This is a genomic window from Devosia naphthalenivorans, assembly GCF_003056355.1.
Classification (GTDB): domain Bacteria; phylum Pseudomonadota; class Alphaproteobacteria; order Rhizobiales; family Devosiaceae; genus Devosia; species Devosia naphthalenivorans.
This window is the reverse complement of the sequence record NZ_PYVW01000008.1, coordinates 146,754-167,588: the sequence shown is the minus strand read 5'-3', so window position 1 is coordinate 167,588 and position 20,835 is coordinate 146,754. Positions and strand designations below refer to the sequence as shown.

Genomic DNA, 20,835 nt, shown 5'->3' with positions numbered 1-20,835 from the left:
GTAGGTCAGAAGTTCGCGGAACAGGGAGGTATGCATGGCATCGACTTCGTCGTCGCGATTGCAAACCTCGATGGCGGCCGCCGCATCGCGGCTGGCATAGGCGTCGAGCGCTTCCTTGATCTGGCGCTGCACCAACGCGGTCATGTTCTTGACGCCATTGTAGAAGGTAGGCTGCAGCGTCATGCCTTCGAGCTTGAGCGAGCGGCGCGCCAGCTGCTTGGCCATGTCGCCGACGCGCTCCAGATCGGAGGCCACGTGGATGGACGTGACGATGGCCCGCAGGTCCGATGCCATGGGCTGGCGGCGGGCGATCATGGAAACAGCGACGTCGTCGATCCTGCGCTGCATGTCGTCGATGCGCTGGTCGGCGATAATGGTGAGATCGGCAAGCTCGCGATCGAGCTTGAGCAGGGATTTGGTGCCATTGTCGATGGCAACCTCCACCTGACCGCCCATTTCGGAGATCATCTGCCCGAGGGCGACGAGTTCGTCATTGTAGGACGAGACGATATGTTCGGTGGCCATTGTGATACTTCCTCGCCTTAGCCGATGCGGCCCATGATGTAGTCCTGGGTCTGCTTGTTGACCGGGTTGGTGAAGATGTCTTCGGTGACACCTTCCTCGATCAGGTTGCCCAGGTGGAAGAAGGCGGTCCTTTGCGACACGCGGGCCGCCTGCTGCATGGAGTGGGTGACGATCACTATGGTGTAGTTCTCGCGCAGCTCGTCGATCAGCTCCTCGATGATGGCGGTAGCGATCGGGTCGAGGGCGGAGCAGGGCTCGTCCATCAGGATGACCTCAGGGCCAACAGCGATGGCGCGGGCAATGCAGAGACGCTGCTGCTGGCCGCCGGAGAGGCCGGTGCCGGGTTCGTTCAGCCGGTCCTTGACCTCTTCGAAAAGGCCTGCCTTGCGGAGCGACGAGACGACGATCTCATCGAGATCGGTCTTGCCGCGAGCCAGGCCATGGATGCGCGGACCATAGGCGACGTTTTCGTAGATCGACTTGGGGAAGGGGTTCGGCTTCTGGAAGACCATGCCGATGCGGGCACGGAGTTCCACGACGTCCAGATTGGGATCGTAAACGTCTTCGCCATCCAGCTTGATCGTGCCGCCGACCTTGGCGCCTTCGATGGTGTCGTTCATGCGATTGATGCAGCGCAGGAAGGTCGACTTGCCGCAGCCCGAGGGCCCGATGAACGAGGTGACGGCGCGGTCAGGGATGTCGATGGAGATCCCGTGCAGAGCCTGCTTGGCACCATAGTGGACGGTGACGTCGCGGGCGGTCAAGCGAATGGGGCGTTCAAGCATGTCGGACGGGTCCATTGCGGTGTTCACTGATTGCTGGGTCATCTTTACCTTGCCGGCGACCATATCCATTTTCGACGTTCCTTCTAAGCTCGGGGTTGCGGGTGACCGCGGCCTACCAGCGCCGCTCAAGGCGCTGGCGCAGGAATATGGCGATGGCATTCATCAGGAGCAGGAAGCCAAGCAGCACCAAAATGCCGGCAGAGGTCCGGGAGACGAAGCCACGTTCTGGGCTGTCGGCCCAGATGTAAATCTGTGTCGGCAGAGCAGTTGAAGCTTCCATGACGCCCCCGGGAGGGCTGGTGATGAAGGCATTCATGCCGATAAGCAGCAGTGGGGCAGTTTCGCCCAAGGCCTGGGCGAGACCGATGATGGTGCCGGTCAGGATGCCCGGAAGCGAGAGCGGCAGCACATGATGCCAGATGACCTGCTGGGGAGATGCGCCCATGCCATAGCCAGCCTCCCGGATGGAGGGGGGTACTGCTTTGAGAGCGTTGCGAGTGACGATGATGATTGTAGGCAGGGTCATCAGTGCCAGAACAAGGCCGCCTACAAGTGGCGCCGAGCGCGGAAGCCCGAAGATCTGCAGGAACACCGCCAAACCCAACAGGCCGAAGACGATAGAGGGCACCGCCGCCAGGTTATTGATGTTGACCTCAATGATGTCCGTCCAGCGATTCTTGGGGGCGAATTCTTCGAGATAAATCGCCGCGGCTATGCCGACCGGGAAGCTGATGACGAAGCAGACCAGGAGGGCGTAAAAGGAGCCCGTGATGGCGCCGGCAAGTCCGGCGATTTCGGGGAAGCGGCTGTCCGCGTTGAAGAACAGGCCCCAGTTGAAAGGCGTTGAAATGCGACCCTGTTCGACCAGGGTGTCGAACCAGCCAATTTGCTGATCGGAGACGCGACGGTTCGCCTCGGGCGTGTCGCGGCTGATGTTGCCCTTGTTTAGCTGGTCGAAGATGTCGGCCGCCGGAACGTCGAGCGTAAGTGTGCCGCCTATGACGTCCGGATTGGCCAGGACCGCATTGCGCACGAAGAACTGAGTATTGCTGGTGAGAATCTGGGCGATCTGGCGTGTTTCGGCGGGGCTCTGGGAGCCCGGCAGCAGGGTCGCCATGGCATCGCTGACCACCGCTCGCCAATTGCCTTCGGCCGGATTGGCAGGATCGACGTTTTCCGCTGCGATGGGGAAGTCGACGCGGATATGGGTTTGCACGAATGCTGAGTAGCCGCCAATCACCAGGGTGAAGAGCAGGATGGCCAGCAGTCCGATGGCGGTGCCGATGGCGGCGATGCCATAGGCCCGCAGGCGGAAATCCGCAGCATTGCGCCGATTGCGCAGACGGATGCGATCTTGGCTGATGGGGCGAGTCGACACGGTTGCTTCGGACATGATGGTCTCAGTCGTACTGTTCGCGGTAACGGCGGACGATGGTCAGGGCGATGACGTTGAGCCCCAGTGTGACCAGGAAGAGCACCAGGCCCAGGGCGAAGGCGGCCAGAGTTTTAGGATTGTCGAAGGCCGTATCGCCGATCAGCAGGGTAACGATCTGCACGGTTACGGTGGTTACCGAGTCTAACGGGTTGATGTTGAGCGTGGCGATCAGGCCCGCGGCCATAACGACGATCATGGTTTCGCCGATGGCACGGCTCAGAGCCAGCAGGATGCCGCCCATGATACCCGGCAGAGCGGCGGGCAACAGCACCTTGGTCATGGTCTCGGCTCGAGTGGCGCCCATCGCCATGGAGCCATCACGCAGCGAACGCGGGACGGAACGGATGGCGTCGTCAGCCAGCGAGGAAATGAAAGGGATGATCATGATGCCCATCACGCCGCCGGCAGCAAGGGCGCTGTTAGGCGAAGTAGCTAGGCCCATCAGGCTGCCCGCGCTACGGATAGCTGGCGCCACGGTGAGCACGGCAAAGAAGCCATACACAACTGTGGGCACGCCAGCGAGGATCTCCATGATCGGCTTGACAATATTGCGCACGCGGTCATTGGCGTATTCGGTAAGATAGATGGCTGTGAACAGCCCAATGGGGGTAGCAACCAGCATCGCGATGGTGGCGATGACGATCGTGCCCAGAAACACCGGCACTGCGCCGAATGCCCCGTTCCCAGCGACTTGGTCGGCACGGATGGCGATCTGCGGCTCCCAGCGAAGGCCGAATAGGAACTCGTGCACTGGTACCATGGAGAAGAACTCGATGGATTCGTAGACCAGCGAGGCGATGATACCCATGGTGGTCAGGATAGCGGCCACTGAGCAGGCGATCATGATGAAGGTGGTGAAACGCTCGACGCCGTGACGGGCCCGGAATCGCGGAGCGAGGCGCGAGTAGGCGAAGAACATGGCCAGCAGCATTACGGCGATGACGACGACCACCATCAGCCAGTCGGCGATCTGCTGCCAGCGTAGCAAGGACTGGGCTGCCGCAGCGATCTCAGGAGTGGGTTCGGCGAAAATGCGCCCTGCGGCAACATTCTTGATCTCGGAGAGAAGCAGGCTGCGATCGGCATTGCTGGCGCCATCGAGCAGCGTGGCAGGGAGCGTGCCGAGCAGGAGGCCGTCGATCACCGGACCTTGGGCCATGATCCAGAGCAGCAGCAATACAAGTGCGGGAATGCCGACCCAAACGGCGACAAAGGCGCCATGATAGCCAGGCAAGGAGTGTACGGATGCGCCGCCGGCGGTGACGAACCGATCGCCGGCCGATCGGCCGACCCAGAAGGCCACAAGGGCGAATACCACGATGGCAAGGAGCAGGTAGCCGACCAAGGAAGCCTCCAGCAGAGACAGAAAAGGAAAGGGAGCCGGCGGGCCGGCTCCCAGGAACTTAGTTACCGGCGGTCATTGCGGTAGATTCGGCAACTGCGGTGCGGGTTGCGTCACGCTCTTCCGTGCTCAGCGGAATCAGGCCGCGCTCGGAGAGGTAGCCGCCTTCACCGAAGGATTCTTCCGAAACGTATTCGGTGACGAATTCCTCGAGGCCGGGGATCACGCCCTTATGGGCGTTCTTCACGTAGATGTAGAGGGGACGCGATACGGCATAGGAACCGTCTGCGATGGTCTCGGTTGACGGCAGGACGCCTTCGACTGCCACTGCCTTGAGGGTGTCGCTGTTTTCATACAGGAACGAATAGCCGAAGATGCCGAGGGCATTGGAGTCAGCATTGAGGCGCTGCACGATCAGGTTGTCGTTCTCACCGGCTTCAATGAAAGGTCCGTCCTGGCGCATGCGCGAGCAGGTCTCTTCCTTGGCATCTTCTTCAAGAGCCTCAATGGCCGGGAAGGTTGCGCAACCTTCAAGCATAACGAGTTCGACGAAGGCGTCGCGCGTGCCGGAGGTTGGAGGAGGGCCGAACACAGTGATCGCGGCGTCCGGCAGGGAAGCGTCGATATCGGACCAGTTCTTGTAGGGGTTGTCGACGATCTCGCCATCGACTTCAACCTGGGCTGCCAGGGCCTGGAAGATCTGCGCCTTGGTCAAGTCGAGGTCTGGGCCCTGCTGGGAGTGGGCGATCGACAGACCGTCGTAGCCGATCAGAACTTCAGTTACCGAGTCGACGCCGTTAGTTTGGCAGAGCTCGAATTCCGACTGCTTCATGGCACGCGAAGCGCCAGTGATATCAGGATGGTCCGGGCCGACGCCGCCGCAGAAAATCTGCATGCCGCCACCGGTGCCGGTCGATTCAACAACTGGCGCCGCGCCGCCGGTCATGGCTGCGTACTGCTCGGAGACAGCCTGCGTGTAAGGGAACACGGTCGACGAACCAACGATGCGGATCTGGTCGCGGGACTGGGCGAAGGCGGCGGTGGTGCCCAACGCAGCGAGCGTGATTACGGCGGCACTGGCGTAAAGTGCGGTCTTCATGGATTTCCCTTCCGGAATTCGTTTCAAGCACGGTCGACCTTCCGGAACTTTCCGTGATCGCCCTATGACGTCCGGACCGTACTTAGGTTGTGTGACACTTCTATAACGCACGAATGAAGGTAATATGACAGCTCAAGCCATTGTAAACGCGGGACAAATCAACATACTGTAGATTTTCGGCGTTGTCATAAAACCGTGACGAGGATGCAATATCGGTGTCCTTTGAGGTGACGAATGACGCAGCTTACTATTCTTCTTGTCGAGCCAGGTGCCCCCGAGGCTGCCCTGCTGACCGTTTCCCTGGAAGGTATCGGTTTCAAGGTTGCGCAGGCTTCGACGCCACAGAACATGGTGAATTCCCTTGCGTCGTCAGAGCCCGTGCATCTTGTGCTGGCGAACTGGAATCAATACGGTTACAGCGGTCTTGAACTTGCCGACATCATCCATGGAAGAGCCAAGGTTCTCCTTCCAGTCGTGATGTACGCCAGATCGGTAGCGGATGAAGATCTGGACCAGGCGAAGAGCGCTGGAGTGAGCGCCCTCATCAGCCTCCCCATCTCGGAGTCCGAGCTGAATCAGCGGCTCACTCCTCTTCTTCGCGAGCGGTACCCTTGGGCATACCCGGCAAGATCGGTTGTAGGGGACATCGAACTCGACCGGGAAACTCATGTCGTGACTAGGCGTGGACATCGGATACACCTCACGCCCAGCGATTTCCGCATGCTCGAACTGCTCGTGCGAAAGCCTGGCGAGGTTCTCTCGCGGGAAGTGCTGCTTGAGGCCTTTTCGTCGCCCAAAGCCGGAATTCGAACGGTGGATGTCCGGGTCCAACGGCTCAAATCAGCCTTAACGGTGGGCGGGAACGCACCGTCGATCAAAGCAGTTCGCGGCAAGGGCTACGTTATCGAGGCATAGGGATCGATGCGCCCCGACGCCACAGCACTTGCTGATAGATGCCGGACCCTATTGCGATTTCCCGATCAGCCGCGTCCTGAGTGCGTTCGATATGTTGTCGAATACGAAGACGACTATCAGGATCAACAGCACCATATAGGCGACATTTTCCCAGTCCTGGTTGGTGCGCATGGCCTCGAGCAGTTTGAGGCCGATGCCTCCGGCCCCGACTGCGCCGATGATGGTTGCGCCGCGGATATTTGCTTCCCAGAAGTACAAGGTCTGGCTGATAACCACGGGTGCGATCTGCGGTACGACACCGAAGCGATTGACATCCGCTGCGGAAGCTCCCACCGACCGCACGCCCTCGCGCTGCTTATCGTCTATGTTCTCAATTGCTTCTGAGTAGAGCTTGCCGAACGTGCCGGTGTCGGTAACGAAAATCGCTGCAATACCCGCTAGCGGCCCAGGTCCAAATCCACGGGTGAACACCAGCGCCCAGATAAGCATGTCCACCGAACGGGTGAAGTCGAAGAATCGCTTGGTGATCCAGTTCATGGGCCTGGAATTGGTTACGTTCCGAGCTGCGATGAACGCCAGCGGGAAGGCGAGGGTGGCTGCAAACAGGGTGCCGACAAACGCCATGACTATCGTTTGCAGGAGTTTGTTCAGCACGTCACCATGCTGCCACTCCGAATTGGTGAGGAACTCGTGCCAGGCGAGGGTCAAGTTGGATTGGTCGGGTTCGATTTGAGGCCCTGATGCAATCGTAGACCACAGCTCCGGCAGGCTCATGCCCCAGAAGGGCGAGGTGGTGTCGAAAACGAAGTTCTCCCAACCAAAGAAACGTCGACGGACCAACACCTGGGTCGACCGGATTTCCGCGCTGCCCGCAAATCCGAAACTTACCGTTACCCTGCCGTTCTTCTCGCTGAAGGCTGCTGGGGCATTGACGGGCAAGACTGCGTTTTCATTGGCGAAAACGATCTCATATGGAACGTCGTCAACAACCGCCACGACGTCCGTTGTCCCGATCTCCACGCGATTGGCCGAGCTGCCAAATGTCACTTCTTCCCGGCCATCGGGAAGGGTGGTCATCCAGTCGGTGTCGGGGTTTTCTCCCAAAGGGGAGAACCGTTGGTGCTCGATCTGCAGGGAACCATCCGGCTGAAAGCGATAGCGTGGCTGGGCCTCCCAGCTGATCCAGTCAGCCATATAGATGCCTGCACGTTCCCATTTTCCATCGCTCAGGGTGCGGCCGATATCAAAAAATGCCCAGCCATAGATAAGGTAGGCTAGCGCTCCGGCGATCAGCATCAGTCCACCCCAGCGCTTGAATATCCCGGGGTTAAAAAGGCTAGGGTGGGACCTGCGCAGTCGGGTCCGGTCGGAGGCGGTCAGGACGATTGCGGACATTGTTGGCTCCTAAGCTCCGAACTGGAAGGCGGCGTTTCCGACAAGGCGTCGACGCAGCCAGCCAGAGAGCTGGTCGATGGCGACGATGGTCAGGAACAGGAGGATGACGATGGCATAGGTCTTTGCCGCATGGTCGCGGCCGATGGACTGGCGGAAGACCTCGCCGATGCCGCCACCGCCCACGGCACCTATGATGGTGGATGCACGAACGTTGATTTCCGTCCGCAGAAGGAAATACGACACGAAGTTGGGCATGACTTGCGGCACAATGGCAAACCGCACCCGCTCGAACCAGTTGGCGCCGACCGCCCGCAAACCGTCATCGGGCTTCATGTCGGCGTTCTCGACGACTTCAAAAAACATCTTTCCCAAAGCGCCAACGGTATGGACCGAGACTGCGAAGATTGCAGCGATCGGTCCTAGGGACAGCACCGCAGCGAGCATGCCGGCCAGAACGATCTCAGGAAAGGCGCGCATCAGTTCAAGGATGCGGCGAACAATCCAGCGCACGGGAGCGGCGACACCCAAGTTTGATGCGGCGACGAAGCACAGCAGAAACGCGAACAAACCGCCTATCAGTGTGGACATGAAGGCGATGTTCAGCGTCACCAGCATCTCGAAGAAGTATTCCGGGACATAGAGGCCGGTGCCGAACAGGTAGTGCCGCCCAACCTCGTAGTCGTACTTGAAGGAGCCATCCGCATAGGGGGAGGGGAGGTCGAACATGGCGCGGATGATCTCGAACGGATCGTCCGGAACGAAGTTCTTGATAAAGTCGAAAAGATAAGGAATGCGATCGACGAATTTTCCCGAGCTCGCGTCGTTGGCGAAGATCAGGGCCAGGACCAGCACTATGGCGATGCCGGCAACCGCCAGGGCAGAATACAGTCGCTTGGTGGCCAACAATTGGCGGTAGTGGCGGTGTATCGCGGCAGTGGCCGCACTGAGTTCGCGGCCGTCGTTCGTAATGTCTGCCATGATCATCTCCATCAGGGACAGCGGCCGGCCCCTAGGAGGGAACCGGCCGCCATTTGGCTTAGCCGCCGATTGTCGCCTTGCGTGCGTCGATCACTGGTTTGTAGAATTCGGAGTCCACTTCGACGTAGCCGTTGTAGTCGCCAGCCTGAGCGGCACGGAAGCAGTCGTAATTGGTTTCCGGAAGGGCCTTGAGGAAGGACTCGATATTGTCCTTGGTTTCCTGGTCGAGGCCAGAGCGAACGACGATCGGGCCGTTGGGGATCAGCGGGGACTTCCAGATCTCCACGACGTCTTCCATGTCCAGCATGCCCTTGTCGACCATGGAGCGGATGTTGCCGGAGGTGTAGCCCTCGGAGAAATCACCGACACCCGAACCCCAGGTCACGCCGGCGTCGAACTGCTCGTCAAGGACGGCGAGAACAAGGTTCTCATGGCCGCCACCGAAACCTGTCTCAGAGAAGTATTCCTCCACCGGCATGCCGAGGTCGTTAGGGAGGGCGACGACGGGGATCAGGTAGCCGGAAGTTGAGTCCGGATCTGCAAATCCGAGCTTCTTGTCCTTCATGTCCTCCAGCGAGGTGATGCCAGAGTCCTTGCGGGCCAACATAATCGAGTAGTAGCCGGTGGCGCCGTCCGTCTGTTCGGTGGTGAGGATTGGCTCCACAGCTTCTGGATCCTGGAGGTATACCGCGGCATAGGCGGAAGCGCCCAGTTCGGCATAGTCGAGGGTACCGCCCAACAATCCTTGGATGACGCCGTTGTAATCGGCGGCGGGGAACAGCTGAACGTCAGAGAAGCCAAGTTCAGACTTCATGAGGTCGACAAGGCACTGGTTGTCACGCAGGCGGTCGGCTTCGTTTTCGCCTCCGAGCAGACCGATGCGCAGGACGTTGTCCTGGGCGACGGCGCCTGTGATGAGAGCGAAACTGGCAACGCCGGCCAGCAGAGCGGTACGGATCGCGGTCATGGGAATCTCCTTTGGTGACGCGAGGATATCGGCAGGTCGGCCCATCGCGACGGAAGGCCGGCCGGGGAACGCAAGAAAGACTCAGATAGCTTGGGCGGTAACCAGGGGCGGGGTGATCGGAGCGATCGAGGTCGATGTCATGGCCTCAGAGAACGCTTCCTTCAGGCCATCGGCACCATAGATAGTGCGGGCGACGTCCGTCGTGAGCTCATCCGGGGTCCCGTCGAAAACGACCTTGCCTGCCGACATGCCGATAATGCGCTCGCAATATGCGCGGGCAGTATCGAGCGTGTGCAGATTGGTGATGACGGTGATGCCGTCGGAATTGATATCCCGCAGGCTGTCCATCACGATTTGCGCATTGCGCGGGTCGAGGCTGGCGATCGGTTCGTCAGCAAGGATCATCTTGGGGTTCTGCATCAATGCACGGGCAATGGCCACCCGCTGTTGCTGGCCGCCCGAAAGCGTTTGGGCCCACTGCATAGCCGTAGAAGCGATGTCCAGTCGCTCAAGCGCCTTAAGTGCTTGGAGCTGCTCGTCGACCGAGAATATCTGCAGCAGGTTCAGCACGGGGTTGCGGCCGTTCAAGCGCCCCAGCATTACATTGGTGATGACGTCGAGTCGCGGCACCAGGTTGAACTGCTGGAAGATCATGGCGCAGTCGCGCTGCCACATGCGGAGCGATTGGCCACGCAACTCGGAGGTGCGCACGCCGTCATGCTCGATGTAGCCGCCGGAAACATCGGCGAGCCGGTTGATCATGCGCAATAGCGTCGACTTTCCGGCACCAGAGCGGCCGATGATGCCAACCATCTGCCCTTGCGGGATTTCGAGATTGACGTCGCTGACGGCAACCTTATTGCCGAAGCGCCTGTAAACACCGGATATCTTGAGCATCTCGTTCCCCGACCTTAAGTCGGGTTGCATCCCTATGGATGGCCGATGACGCTTTCACAACATAGGGTTGACGATTGGATGACAGCCGAAGCGTGATTTCCGCCGGAATTCAGAAATCACAGTCTACCGATCAGCAGAGACGCCATGGCGCCCGCCCTGCGAAAAGAACCGGACCCCGGCTGCTTCGAGGACGGCAAGTGCGGCCTCGGTGGTGCTGTCGCGTATGGGCAAGTTGCTTTTCTCAAGGCGTGACAGGGTTTTGCGAGTCACTCCGGCTTTTATAGCTAGTTCCTCCTGCGTCATGTTCAGGAGCGCCCGTGCCGCTCGGATCTGAGCGGGATGTATATCAGGATTATTCAACGAGCATCCTCAGGCTTGAGAACCAGGCGTTAACCATGATAACGCCAAAATACGCATTTTGGGTAATTTCGGTTGATCTTTTCCACAGATCATGCAAGGGAATCGCTGCCGGCACATAATTGCCCGCCTGAGCGCAGTCCGCTCACCTGGTGTTCGCACCGATCCGCACCTGGGACAGAGTTCCGGTGACGCAACAAAATCAATCAGTCACCTCAACTCTATCGAACCGCCTTCGGGCGGAAGGATTTCCCATGTTGGTACAAGCCTTAGTTTCTGAAGACAGCAATGCCCGTGTAGATTGTTGTCGTCAAACCCGCGTCGCGCGCCATGGCCGGGAACACACCCGCTTTCGCAAGAACCTCCTTGCCTTGATCCGTATGCAGCCGGGCATGGATCATTCCGGCGGAAACGACACCATCAGCTCGATGGCCCTCCAGTCCGGCTTCAAGTGGTCGGATCTGGTGATCACGTCTGTCGCCATGTGCTCCCGGAATTTCACGCTCATCGGCGTTCCGATGCGGCACTGGCACCGCCCAGATACCATGGCCCGCATTCACGCCCTCAAGTCCGCAGCCATTGATGCGGGACACCGCTGTGTGCTGGTGCCGGAGAATGCAGTTCAGAAACAACCCCGTCTGGAGAATGCCACTCTGATCGACGGTTCGCGCAATGTTGAAGCCACTGCGACCGAGCGCATGGCTCTCTTAGCCTGCCTCATCGAATTCGGTGACTGCAGCCTCAGCGATTGCGCCACTCTGTTTCATGGCAATGATCCCTATGGTGCCATTCTGAACCTGGCTGCCAAGGGCATTGTCAATATGGACCTGGATGTGCCAATCGGCCCCCATTCCTTGGTCAAGCTACCCGCAGCTTCCCGCACCTAACACCACCTTCCCTGTCATTTAGCCGATCGTGCGCTTCCGCGCATGGATACGGCCGCCCTAAGGAAACCTAAAATGTCATTGAACCTTGATGAATTTCCGGACGACCAGGACGAGCACTTGGAGAAGGTGCCGGACGTGCCGGATGTTCGGGACAGCATCGTGGATGTTGCCCTTTCCCGGGCAATCCCCTCCGCATTGTTCCGCGATCTGAAGGCCGGCAAGCCTCTGGCCCTCATCGTCTGCGTTCCTTCTGCCCAGTGGGTAGCTCCAGTGGCTGAGGCAATTGAGGAGATGACGCCGAAGGGAACACTTCTCGTTCAAGGCACTGAGGTGCCCAAGACGGGTAACGCCCAGGCCTTCGCGGACAAGAATTCGACCATTGCCCGGCGATTGTCAGCCGGCAAGATCGTGGTTGGTATCTCCCATGAACCGTCACGCCGCCTCCCTCAGACGCTTGTTTCGGCCGCCGGCCAAACGATCGTTGTGAGCCCGCTCAGCCAAAAGGAATTGCGGCAGGTCCTGCGCCGTTGTGCAACGGGTTCTATTCCACGGATGGAGGAGGCGCTTGCCGTTCAAACCCTCGACTTCGAGGAACTCGCATCCTTGATTCCGATCGGTCAGAAAGCCGGTGCAATCGTCACCAGCATTCGCGAAGCCTTGCAGCGCCGCAATTCGGCGGTGAACGACGACGGTACCCTTCCCGAGCTTTTCGACTGTGTAGAGTTTGGTGAGGCCAGGACTTGGGCTTTGGACCTGGCCCAGGACATTCAGGATTTCAAGGCGGGGAAGATTGGCTGGAAGGATTGCGATCGCGGCGTTGTGCTGCATGGGCCGACCGGTACGGGTAAGACCACGCTGGCTCGGCTGTTGGGGAAGGCCTGCGGTGTCCCCACCATTGTCGCGTCGGTGGCGGAACTGTTCGCTACATCTTCCGGGTATTTGGACTCGGTGATCAAGGCACAGCGCCAGCTGTTCGAACGCGCTCGTGCGCAAGCGCCTTGCATCCTTTTCCTGGACGAAATCAATAGCTTGCCAAACGTCGATACGGTTGGATCCCGTAACAAGGATTACTGGATGCCGGTAATTCTCGACTTTTATACCCTGCTGGATTCGGCGGTATCCAATCGCGAGGGCGTGGTGGTGGTGGGGGCCACCAACAGGCTCCAAGACATCAACCCGGCTTTGCTGCGCGGCGGCAGGCTTGAAAGAGCAATCTACGTCGGACCCCCTGATGCTGTGGGTGTGGAGCGTATCTTGCGTCAGCATCTTGATGGCAACCTCTGTGAAGCGGAACTCGGTCCATTGTGCCTCGCTGCGGAGGCCTCAGGAATGACCGGTGCAACGATCATGGAAGGCGTTCGGGCGGCTCGGCGCCGCGCGCGTCGGGAGAATCGACCAATGCAGATGGCAGACCTCGAAAATGCTCTGCTGCCTCCATATCAAATCGACCAGGCCGATTTGATGCGCATGGCCATTCATGAGGCTGGGCATGCCTACCTCGGTGCCGTGCTCGCGGGTGACCGCCTCCAGCGGGTCGATCTGTTGTTCAGCACCAATCCAACTACCGGCGTGGTATCGGGCGGTCGGGTACGCTTTGCCCCCCTCAGCCCTTTGCAGACCAGCGAAACAATGGAGAACGAAGCGGCGATCCTGCTCGCAGGCCGAGTTGCGGAAGAGGTGTTCCTTGGCTCGGCCTCAACAGGGGCAGGGGGATCCGAAACCTCGGATTTAGCCTTGGCCACACGTCTGCTTGCCCAAATGCATGCGAGCTTCGGTTTAGGCGACATGTTGGCATACAGAGGTGACGCCAGTCGCTTGGACGGCATGCTCTACATGGACCACGGTTTCCTGCAGATGATCGACGTCGACCTCAAGCGCATTGCAGAACGGGTGCGGGTTACCTTTGAGGAACAACGCCACGTCATCTCTGCTCTTGCCGGCGAGTTGATCGCCCGCAAGTCCCTTGATGCGCACCAAGTCAAGTCGATCATCGGTGTGGTGGGCTCACCACGGGCAGTGCATTGACGCGAAAAAGAGGGGGAGATCAGAAAGCTGCCGGGCTGGTTAACTGAATCTATACGTCGCAATAACTGACTCGACCCAATTGGTGCGTTTTCGGAACCGGCAAAAGCTGAGGCTGCGCTTCGGTCTGATATTATACCGATTGATCGAGGAGCCGGTACTCTCTGATATGATCCGGCCGGTGCGTTTTTGGAGCCGGCTACTAGGAAAGAAACGTGAGCATTAACAACGTCTTAGATCTTGATCGCCCCGGCTTGTTGTGGTCAAAGGCGAAAAATCGGAGGGCCTGTTATGCCGCCTTAGAACCCCAGAAATAGAAAAGGACACGCCAGAAGCGTGCCCTTTTAGACGTCGGATTGCCGTCCGACGCCCATGTGCCCACAACTGATGAAAGTCCGCGCACGACATGGACGCTAGGCGGGAACGCTGTTCCCGTCAAGTCCAACTCGTGGCCGCCGAGCGAAGCCATGACCGAAACTTACCCACAACAGCCGAGTCCTGACCATGTAGTCGTCACCCCCCTTTACGCGAGCGAGGGTGTGCGTACGCCTCCGATCCGCTCGAAGGGATCGCAGATCGGCAAGATCGTTTGTCCGACCACCAACTCGGTGATCCACACCGAAAGTGGCACTGAACATAATGCTGTCATGTGCCTCTATGCTGACCGCTCAATCAAGAAGGTGCGGTCCCAGGCGGTTCGTTTCTCATACACTGATCGGGAAGGGACGGAGCGGGACCATATCCTCGACCTGCGGGCAACACGCGATGACGACTACAACTATGGCGGGGTGGTCAAGGTTGCCGACAAGGCCGAGTCAATGGACCTCGATGCCTTTGTTGATCTCCTGGCCACTCAGATCTCCACAGAGGTTGCGGACGAACTTCGTCCGCTTACTGACGAACAGATGCCAGAGTGGCAGATTCGAAAGGCACGCCTATTTCGCAAGGTGCGCACCGAACGCCGCACCAGTGTCGATGACCAACTGCGCCTTCTGGCTCCAGAACTGACTGATCCAATTACGGTAGGTGAGCTGTCCGAACGCCTGGGAGGCGGTTCAATTGCCTTTCGCCCGATTGTCCGGGCAATTTTCTACGGCACCTTGACGCATCTAAGCAACGACATGATCGAGCCCGGTGGGCTTGTTCAGTACTCTGGCGAGGTGGGGCATGACCTGGACGCTGAACGCCGGGTTGAGGTCAGCGTCGCACTGCAACTGTACAAGCCACCTGCTCCTAAGGCCAAATCAGCTTCCAAGGCGGCGGCATGAGAATCCTCCCTCCTGTCCAGCCGACATCCAAGGAACTGTCAGTTCTTGCGCGTGTGGTCTGGGGACCGCATCGGTTTCGCATCGTTGAGACCTTCAAGGACGCCTACCGGCTTGAATGTTCAGACGGTCATGGAACCGTACGAAAGCTGAAGTTCGATGACATCCAGGGACTTTTGGACTCCGGAGAGCTGGTGCTCGAGGAAGGCCATTTCAACCTCGACGGCACACCTGCCGCTAAGGACAGCCCCTACAAGATGATTTCAACCTGCACCCCGGCGGAGCAGTACTTCATTGTCGGCAAGCTGATCTGGATGCGGTTATTCCATGCTGCCTACACCGCCGGGGAAGTCAAGAAGTACAAGGAGTCCGTCGATCCTTGGGTTCAGGTGAACTATCCGGTGTGGCTCGAAGAGATGAAGGCGTTTTTTGACCATGCCACGGTCGAAAAAGAGAAGCAGTCCGGGAAGAAGCGCAAGGTGCGCCGTGGCCAGCCGACTGGAGACGTAGGTGTCCCCAGTTGCTCCTCGCTCAAGGCAGACCATCTGATCTATATCCTGCCCAATTTCCGCCCCACCCAGTTCCGGCCCAATTTCGACAACTGCATTTACGGCGGCAAGCGTTTATCGACGGATCTCGTCACAAGGGTCGAGCTGATCATCCGTCAACATTATGCGGACGAGGGCCGCTGTACTGTTGCTGAACTCACTCGGTATATCGCTGCTCGGTTGCCCGATGGTGTGAAGGCTCCACACGAGCAGACCGTCGCAAAAATCATCAAAACTTTTCCAGATGCCAGGATGATCGGATCCCGGTACGGGCTGAAGGTCATGCGGGAAAGCCGAGGCATGTTCAGCGAAGGGCCTCGCTACACCATGGCCGGCGAGATGGTCTACATAGACGCTTGGAAGACTGACATCGTTGTCATCCTGAAGCACTGTGGTGCCTGGATGAAGTTCAATCGCCATGATCGCCGCACTATTGAATCTGTCAAAGAGCGTGTTTGGGTGTGCGTCGCGATGGATATCGCATCCCGTGTCATCCTCGGAATGGCGTTCGGATTGGCGGAGAGCAGCGAGCTTGCCCGTCGCGTCCTGCGCATGGTTGTGAGCGATCGGTCTGACTACGCCGAAATGGCTGGCTGCAAGCATCCTCCGCCACGGCAGATCGGTGTTGCAGCGATCAGGACTGACTCGGGCCCGGCCTTCATTGATGGAGCCTTCGCACTCTCCGCTTTGTCAATCACGGGCGATGTTGCCGTAGGCATTGTCGGACGACCCAATTACCGCGGACCTTTGGAACGGTTTTTCCGCACGGTCGGCAGCCAATTGCTCAGCTATTTCACGGGCCGTGCGTTCAGCAACGTCGTTGAACGTGGTGAATACGACCACGAGGCCCGCGCTTCGTTGATTTTGGAAGATTTCGGAAATGCGTTCTTTCGCTACATCAACGACATCTACCATCTGCGGGGCCACTCCGCCCTTTGGAAACAGCCGCCCATCAACTACTTCAATTCGGCATTGGCCACCACCGGTTGCCCCGATGTCTTGACGTCCGACGAGATCCGCTGCGCCTTCGCCATCCGGGTAACCAGAACCCTCACTCCGGCGGGCATTCGTTACATGAACGTGGAGTATCGGGCGAATTGGCTGGCTGACCTTTTAAGGGATGGCGGAAAGCAGGAAATCGAGTTCCTGGTTGACCCGGCTAACCTTGGGGCCATCAGCGTCATCCACAACAACCAATTCCACACGGTTCTTGGTCCTCCGGAATTGCAGAATGTCGGCGTTACCCGGTTGCTGCAGACTTACCGGGAACTTGAGCGCAAGCACGGCGCCGAGGCGGACGTGCTTTGGCCCATTGTTGCTGAAGCGATGCGGGATATTGCTGATTTAGGTGCAAAGGCACGTGTTGAAGCCGGTCTGCTGGACACGGGTTATGACAGCGATGCATTGGACAAGGCCGAACGGTCTATGGGTATCCGTGTCGTTTATCGGCCTAGCCCGGACGCCTACCGCCATCCCCTGTCCATTACTCAAGGAGGTTTGGGGCGCGGCACACCGGTAACTGGCTCTAGCGCTCCTCTGGCTTTGCCTGCACCTGACACGTCGGGCGAAGAAGATGATGATGTTGCTGACGAATACTACGAGCCTCTTCTGGATCCTGACGACGATCCCCGAAAAAAAGAGGACGAGGATAATTCAGCCCGGCCGATGCTTCCGGACGGCTCGCTGACGACCCCGCTCGCAATTCCTTCGGTTGCTCCAGTAACCCCGGCCCCCAAGGTCAGCCGCCGGTTCAAACCACAGGAGGATCATGATGAGTGAAGTCGATTTCCGGGCGCTGCGGGCGACGAATGCTTGGCGGGCGAAGTGCGATCTACTTGAAGACATCCAACTGGAAATTCCGGCCGTGGATTTGGTCAAAACGGAACTTGAACGTGTGCAAACGCAGATCAGGACGCGTTATGACTCGACCCAGCCATGGTCTCCCAGCAACCGAGCTCCGGTTAAAGGTGTGATCATTTTCGGTCGGTCGGGCTCCACCATCACCCGTTCGTTGCAGACTGCCTTGGGCGCCCTGAAACCAGTGGACCTCGGCGATGGCCACTTCATCGACCCCAAGACCACAATGATGGACGCGCCTGACTACGGCACCACGGCAGCCATGTCACGGGACATCATCAATTGGGTCGGTGGTGGCAAGATGGTTCGGGAACCGGACAATCGCGAAGCCAATCGCAAGGTGCTTTCCAAGATGACGAATGCGCAACTGACGGTGTTCGCCATTGATCGCATGCACCGGCTGCTCAATCCCGACCGCCATTCAGTCAAAGGATATCGCGCAGAAACCCACATGTTCTGGGAACAGATGATCGCCATCATGTCGAACCCGGACTGGTCAACGCCCTTGGCGTTGGCAGGCTCGGAAGTCATGCTGACTTCCCTGGACATGGAAGATCCGATCGACAAGCGGCGCCGTGTCCGTGAGGAGGCATTTGGGAAGTTCAGCCGTGTGCGTCTTCCCGATCTCACGATGTCTGACGACACCTTCATCATTGATACTGTCCAAAAGTATTGCATCACCTTGGGCATTCACATCGTCAACGATCTCTTCGCTGCCGACTTGGCCCGCCGGATCGTACATGCATCGGGCTACGCCTACGGACACGCTATTGTGCTGGCCCGCGAAGCGTGCGCACTCGCCGCCGTGCGACCCAGTTCCAAAGGCCTGAAGGCCAGCGACTTCGAGAACACTTATGCGGCTTGGACGAGCTGCGGCGTCGATGCAAACCCCTTGAACTCCCCGCATTGGGCCAACATCGACACGACCCGGATCGCTCCTCGCACCTTTGAGGAAGCCAAACATCGGCCCCGCGACAGCGCCTGATTGCCGAAATCCATCATCCCAACACGCCACCAGGATCACAGCCATGACCGCCCTCTCTGAAATTGTTCCCCTCAAACACGCACTGGCTCACAAGCCTCGTGAACCCGCTTTGCCTTTCCTGGCCCGCAATGCGGTGCACCAAGGTTGCTCGAACCCGCGGGACTTTTGCCTCGACTATGGAATCTCTGTGACAGAGGTTGCCCAAGGCAAAGTTGCGGCGATCACACAGCTTGCAGTTCTATGCAATGTCGACGCAAACGAGCTCCGCCGCTGGAGCCCAACGCGGGTTTCTGAACGGTTCTTTACCCTCAACGGCGAACTGCTCGGCAGCATGCATTCCCCGAAGAAGGTTTTGCGGGGGTGTCCCTTGTGCATGCTTGAAGACATCGAAGCTGCAGATGAAGGTGTGCCACAGGAGGTGGCTGTTTACACGCGGGCCGAGCATCTTGTTGGGTACATTCAGACATGTGACAAGCACAATGTGGCTCTGGTCGAGGTGCGGCGTCCCACCACACACGACGAATGGGTGGATCCCGCTAAAGGGGTGAACCAACTCCTCGACGCTATCGAGGAGCAACCGCTAGTTTATCGCTCCCCTACAGCTTTTGAAGACGAATGTCTGAACCGCGTTCTGGATCGTCCCTCAAGGGCGCCGGCACTGGCGCCGTTTTCACTGGTTACGCTGGCAAAGGCCTGCCGGGCACTGGGCGCAGACATTCTAACTGCGGAGGCTGAGAACAAAGCTGCCGCTGAAGATGATCGCCTGTGCATGGAAGCTGGCTTTGATGCGGTCAAGAACGGAGAAGCGTCATTGATCCCGGTGCTTAAGCACCTGCGGGGTGCAACGTGGACGAAATATGACCTAGCCGCACGAGCAATCCCTAACCTGATCAAGAACCTGCGGTCCATGTTTGGCACTGGAGAAGGCGAGGCCATGGCAGACTTAATTGCAGGAGCTGCCTTCAAGGTATTCCCTTACGCGGAGGGAGACACCTTTCTGGATGTAGTATGTAACAAGCGTTACCTGCATACCCTGCCTACCGCCTCCCGGGCATATCCTATGCCGCCGCGGGTCATGGAACTGTTCTTGGAAAACACTCCTGGTCTTGTGGTCGCCGGGTCATTGAAAGAGGGCAAGGTTCTGATCGATGCCACGATGGCCGACGAGCTCTTTCAGGATCGCGTCCCGCTCATTCCTATGAACCAAGTCGCTGTGATGACCGGAGTGAAGTGGGACGCTGTGCGGGAACTGTTAGACTGCGGATTGCTTCAGGACGAGCGTGATCCCCAGCTTGAACAGTATACGACCTTGTTTTCGCTGCCCCGGGTGGAAGCATTCCTTGCCGACTTTTACCTCGGGTGGAAGGCCGTTGAGGCTCCCAGCCCAGGGCGGGTCTCGCTGTTTACAGCTGTCAATCGGATACGCTCCCAGAGACCTAAGTTCTTCGAGTTCATCGCACGAGGTGAGCTATCGGTAGAATACCTTGCGAACAAACCACCCATGGGTTCAATCCACATTGATATCGATGAGGCATACCGTCTTTTTTATATGTCTCCGAACCCCATCTCGGCGGAAGAGGCCGGCAAGATGATGCTGGTCAACGAGATGTCAGTGCGCCGGATGATCGAAGCTGGATACCTCACCAACCTCCATGACAAGGCGAAGGTGAACGGCTGTCGTTTTGCCTTTCGCGTGGAGCAAGCGGAAGTGAAAGAGTTCATGTCTCGGTTTGCAAGCTTGGGAGAGTTCGTGAAGCGCTATGGAGCGGTCGCCGACAATGCCGTGAAGCTGGCAAAATTCGGCTACTCGCCGGCCGTGGATCTTGGCGCTCGTTCTGCCCCAAATTGTACGGCGACTTTCTATCGGCGTGGCGTTCTTGATGAAGTCGCCAAACATCTAAGCTAAGCCGCACACCAGCAGGCAATTCAGCAGGCCGTCCCGTTGGGAGGCCTGCTTTTTTGTGCTTTCGAGATGCGGAAAGAGGTTCAAATAGACAGGACGAATTGCGTTCCTGTGGGAATAAACTCAATAAATACAATGATGCTGGACAAAACTATCGCCGCTTCCACAGGCACGAAGGCGGGCATTGATGCGCGAGCGCGCATAGAGCAGCCCCAGCACAGCCAAGCCTGCGGAGGCAGCGACAACGGCCAGGAAAGTGATGAACTGGAAACTGCGCAACGCGTAGGCAGCGGACTGCTCGAACGGCTGAATTTCGCCGGCGACACCATAACCCGAGGCCAGGGCGCCAATGCGCTGCAGGGTGGCGTTGAGCCCGGCTTGATCGAGCGCCACAAGAGTGTCGGTGGGGATCTGCGCGACAGTGTAGCTGCGGGTGATCTCGGCACCGAACCAGGCCCAGATTGCCAGGATTACCAGGGCAGGCACCAAGGTCCAGAGGGCCACCCGCGCAGCGTGATATTGCGGGCGGGAGTGAACTTTCGGGCCGGTCGGGGTTACCAGGCGACGGCTGGTCGACCAGCCCGTCTGATAGGCCAGACCAAGCAGGACAAGCAGCAGGCCAGCAATGATCAGGGAATTCATGGTATCGCGCCCCGAGGAAAAAAGAGTGGGC

At 58.6% G+C, this 20,835-nt stretch carries 18 protein-coding genes; 7 read left to right on the top strand and 11 right to left on the bottom strand.

The window, feature by feature from the left end; all coding sequences use genetic code 11:
* From phoU to C8264_RS12210, 5 genes are all read right to left on the bottom strand, one after another.
* Positions 1–525 (bottom strand): phosphate signaling complex protein PhoU (gene phoU, locus C8264_RS12230; RefSeq protein WP_108461258.1); only part of this gene is annotated, 525 nt, incomplete at its 3' end.
* A 17-nt stretch (positions 526–542) separates the two neighbouring features.
* Positions 543–1,325 carry a phosphate ABC transporter ATP-binding protein PstB gene (gene pstB / locus C8264_RS12225; protein WP_245893132.1) on the bottom strand — a complete coding sequence of 261 codons (783 nt, stop codon included), beginning with the start codon at positions 1,323–1,325 and terminating at the stop codon, positions 543–545.
* A gap of 97 nt (positions 1,326–1,422) precedes the next feature.
* Entirely contained in the window at positions 1,423–2,703 is a 1,281-nt protein-coding gene (gene pstA, locus C8264_RS12220) for a phosphate ABC transporter permease PstA (RefSeq protein WP_108461257.1), read from the bottom strand.
* A gap of 7 nt (positions 2,704–2,710) precedes the next feature.
* Positions 2,711–4,090, bottom strand: a complete 1,380-nt coding sequence (gene pstC / locus C8264_RS12215) for a phosphate ABC transporter permease subunit PstC (protein WP_108461256.1) — start codon at positions 4,088–4,090, stop codon at positions 2,711–2,713.
* A 58-nt stretch (positions 4,091–4,148) separates the two neighbouring features.
* Complete coding sequence (locus C8264_RS12210; protein WP_108461255.1) at positions 4,149–5,186, bottom strand: substrate-binding domain-containing protein; 1,038 nt, start codon at positions 5,184–5,186, stop codon at positions 4,149–4,151.
* Between the two features lie 234 nt (positions 5,187–5,420).
* Between C8264_RS12210 and C8264_RS12205 the strand changes: the two genes are divergently transcribed.
* Entirely contained in the window at positions 5,421–6,101 is a 681-nt protein-coding gene (locus C8264_RS12205) for a response regulator transcription factor (RefSeq protein ID WP_108461254.1), read from the top strand.
* A gap of 48 nt (positions 6,102–6,149) precedes the next feature.
* Here C8264_RS12205 and phnE (C8264_RS12200) read toward each other — a convergent pair whose 3' ends face one another.
* From phnE (C8264_RS12200) to C8264_RS12180, 5 genes are all read right to left on the bottom strand, one after another.
* On the bottom strand, positions 6,150–7,496 hold the full coding sequence (gene phnE / locus C8264_RS12200; protein WP_108461253.1) for a phosphonate ABC transporter, permease protein PhnE: 1,347 nt from the start codon (positions 7,494–7,496) through the stop codon (positions 6,150–6,152).
* A 9-nt stretch (positions 7,497–7,505) separates the two neighbouring features.
* On the bottom strand, positions 7,506–8,474 hold the full coding sequence (phnE, locus tag C8264_RS12195; RefSeq protein ID WP_162783608.1) for a phosphonate ABC transporter, permease protein PhnE: 969 nt from the start codon (positions 8,472–8,474) through the stop codon (positions 7,506–7,508).
* A 58-nt stretch (positions 8,475–8,532) separates the two neighbouring features.
* The gene (gene phnD, locus C8264_RS12190) at positions 8,533–9,441 is read right to left on the bottom strand and encodes a phosphonate ABC transporter substrate-binding protein (RefSeq protein ID WP_108461252.1); all 909 of its coding nucleotides are present in this window, start codon (positions 9,439–9,441) and stop codon (positions 8,533–8,535) included.
* 81 nt (positions 9,442–9,522) lie between these two features.
* Positions 9,523–10,338 (bottom strand): phosphonate ABC transporter ATP-binding protein, encoded by an 816-nt coding sequence (phnC, locus tag C8264_RS12185; RefSeq protein WP_108461251.1) that lies wholly within the window; start codon positions 10,336–10,338, stop codon positions 9,523–9,525.
* A 123-nt stretch (positions 10,339–10,461) separates the two neighbouring features.
* A complete protein-coding gene (locus C8264_RS12180) occupies positions 10,462–10,698 on the bottom strand; it encodes a helix-turn-helix transcriptional regulator (RefSeq protein ID WP_281261446.1) in 237 nt (78 codons plus the stop codon).
* 251 nt (positions 10,699–10,949) lie between these two features.
* Here C8264_RS12180 and C8264_RS12175 point away from each other — a divergent pair, with 251 nt between their 5' ends.
* The 6 genes from C8264_RS12175 to C8264_RS12150 all read left to right on the top strand — a co-directional run bounded on the left by C8264_RS12175 (position 10,950) and on the right by C8264_RS12150 (position 20,165).
* Positions 10,950–11,582, top strand: a complete 633-nt coding sequence (locus C8264_RS12175) for a hypothetical protein (RefSeq protein ID WP_162783607.1) — start codon at positions 10,950–10,952, stop codon at positions 11,580–11,582.
* A 72-nt stretch (positions 11,583–11,654) separates the two neighbouring features.
* Positions 11,655–13,607, top strand: a complete 1,953-nt coding sequence (locus tag C8264_RS12170; RefSeq protein ID WP_162783606.1) for an AAA family ATPase — start codon at positions 11,655–11,657, stop codon at positions 13,605–13,607.
* A 464-nt stretch (positions 13,608–14,071) separates the two neighbouring features.
* Positions 14,072–14,872 (top strand): hypothetical protein, encoded by an 801-nt coding sequence (locus C8264_RS12165; protein WP_162783605.1) that lies wholly within the window; start codon positions 14,072–14,074, stop codon positions 14,870–14,872.
* Positions 14,869–17,196: a Mu transposase C-terminal domain-containing protein gene (locus C8264_RS12160; RefSeq protein ID WP_108461247.1), complete on the top strand. Its 2,328-nt coding sequence runs from the start codon at positions 14,869–14,871 to the stop codon at positions 17,194–17,196. Before C8264_RS12165 ends, C8264_RS12160 begins: the two co-directional genes overlap by 4 nt.
* A complete protein-coding gene (locus tag C8264_RS12155) occupies positions 17,189–18,259 on the top strand; it encodes a hypothetical protein (RefSeq protein WP_108461246.1) in 1,071 nt (356 codons plus the stop codon). The genes C8264_RS12160 and C8264_RS12155 overlap by 8 nt, the downstream gene beginning before the upstream one ends.
* A 43-nt stretch (positions 18,260–18,302) precedes the next feature.
* Entirely contained in the window at positions 18,303–20,165 is a 1,863-nt protein-coding gene (locus C8264_RS12150; protein ID WP_108461245.1) for a TniQ family protein, read from the top strand.
* 120 nt (positions 20,166–20,285) lie between these two features.
* On the opposite strand, the gene C8264_RS12145 is transcribed toward C8264_RS12150, so the two are convergent.
* Positions 20,286–20,804 (bottom strand): phosphate ABC transporter permease family protein, encoded by a 519-nt coding sequence (locus C8264_RS12145; protein ID WP_108461244.1) that lies wholly within the window; start codon positions 20,802–20,804, stop codon positions 20,286–20,288.
* Between the last annotated feature and the right edge of the window lie 31 nt (positions 20,805–20,835).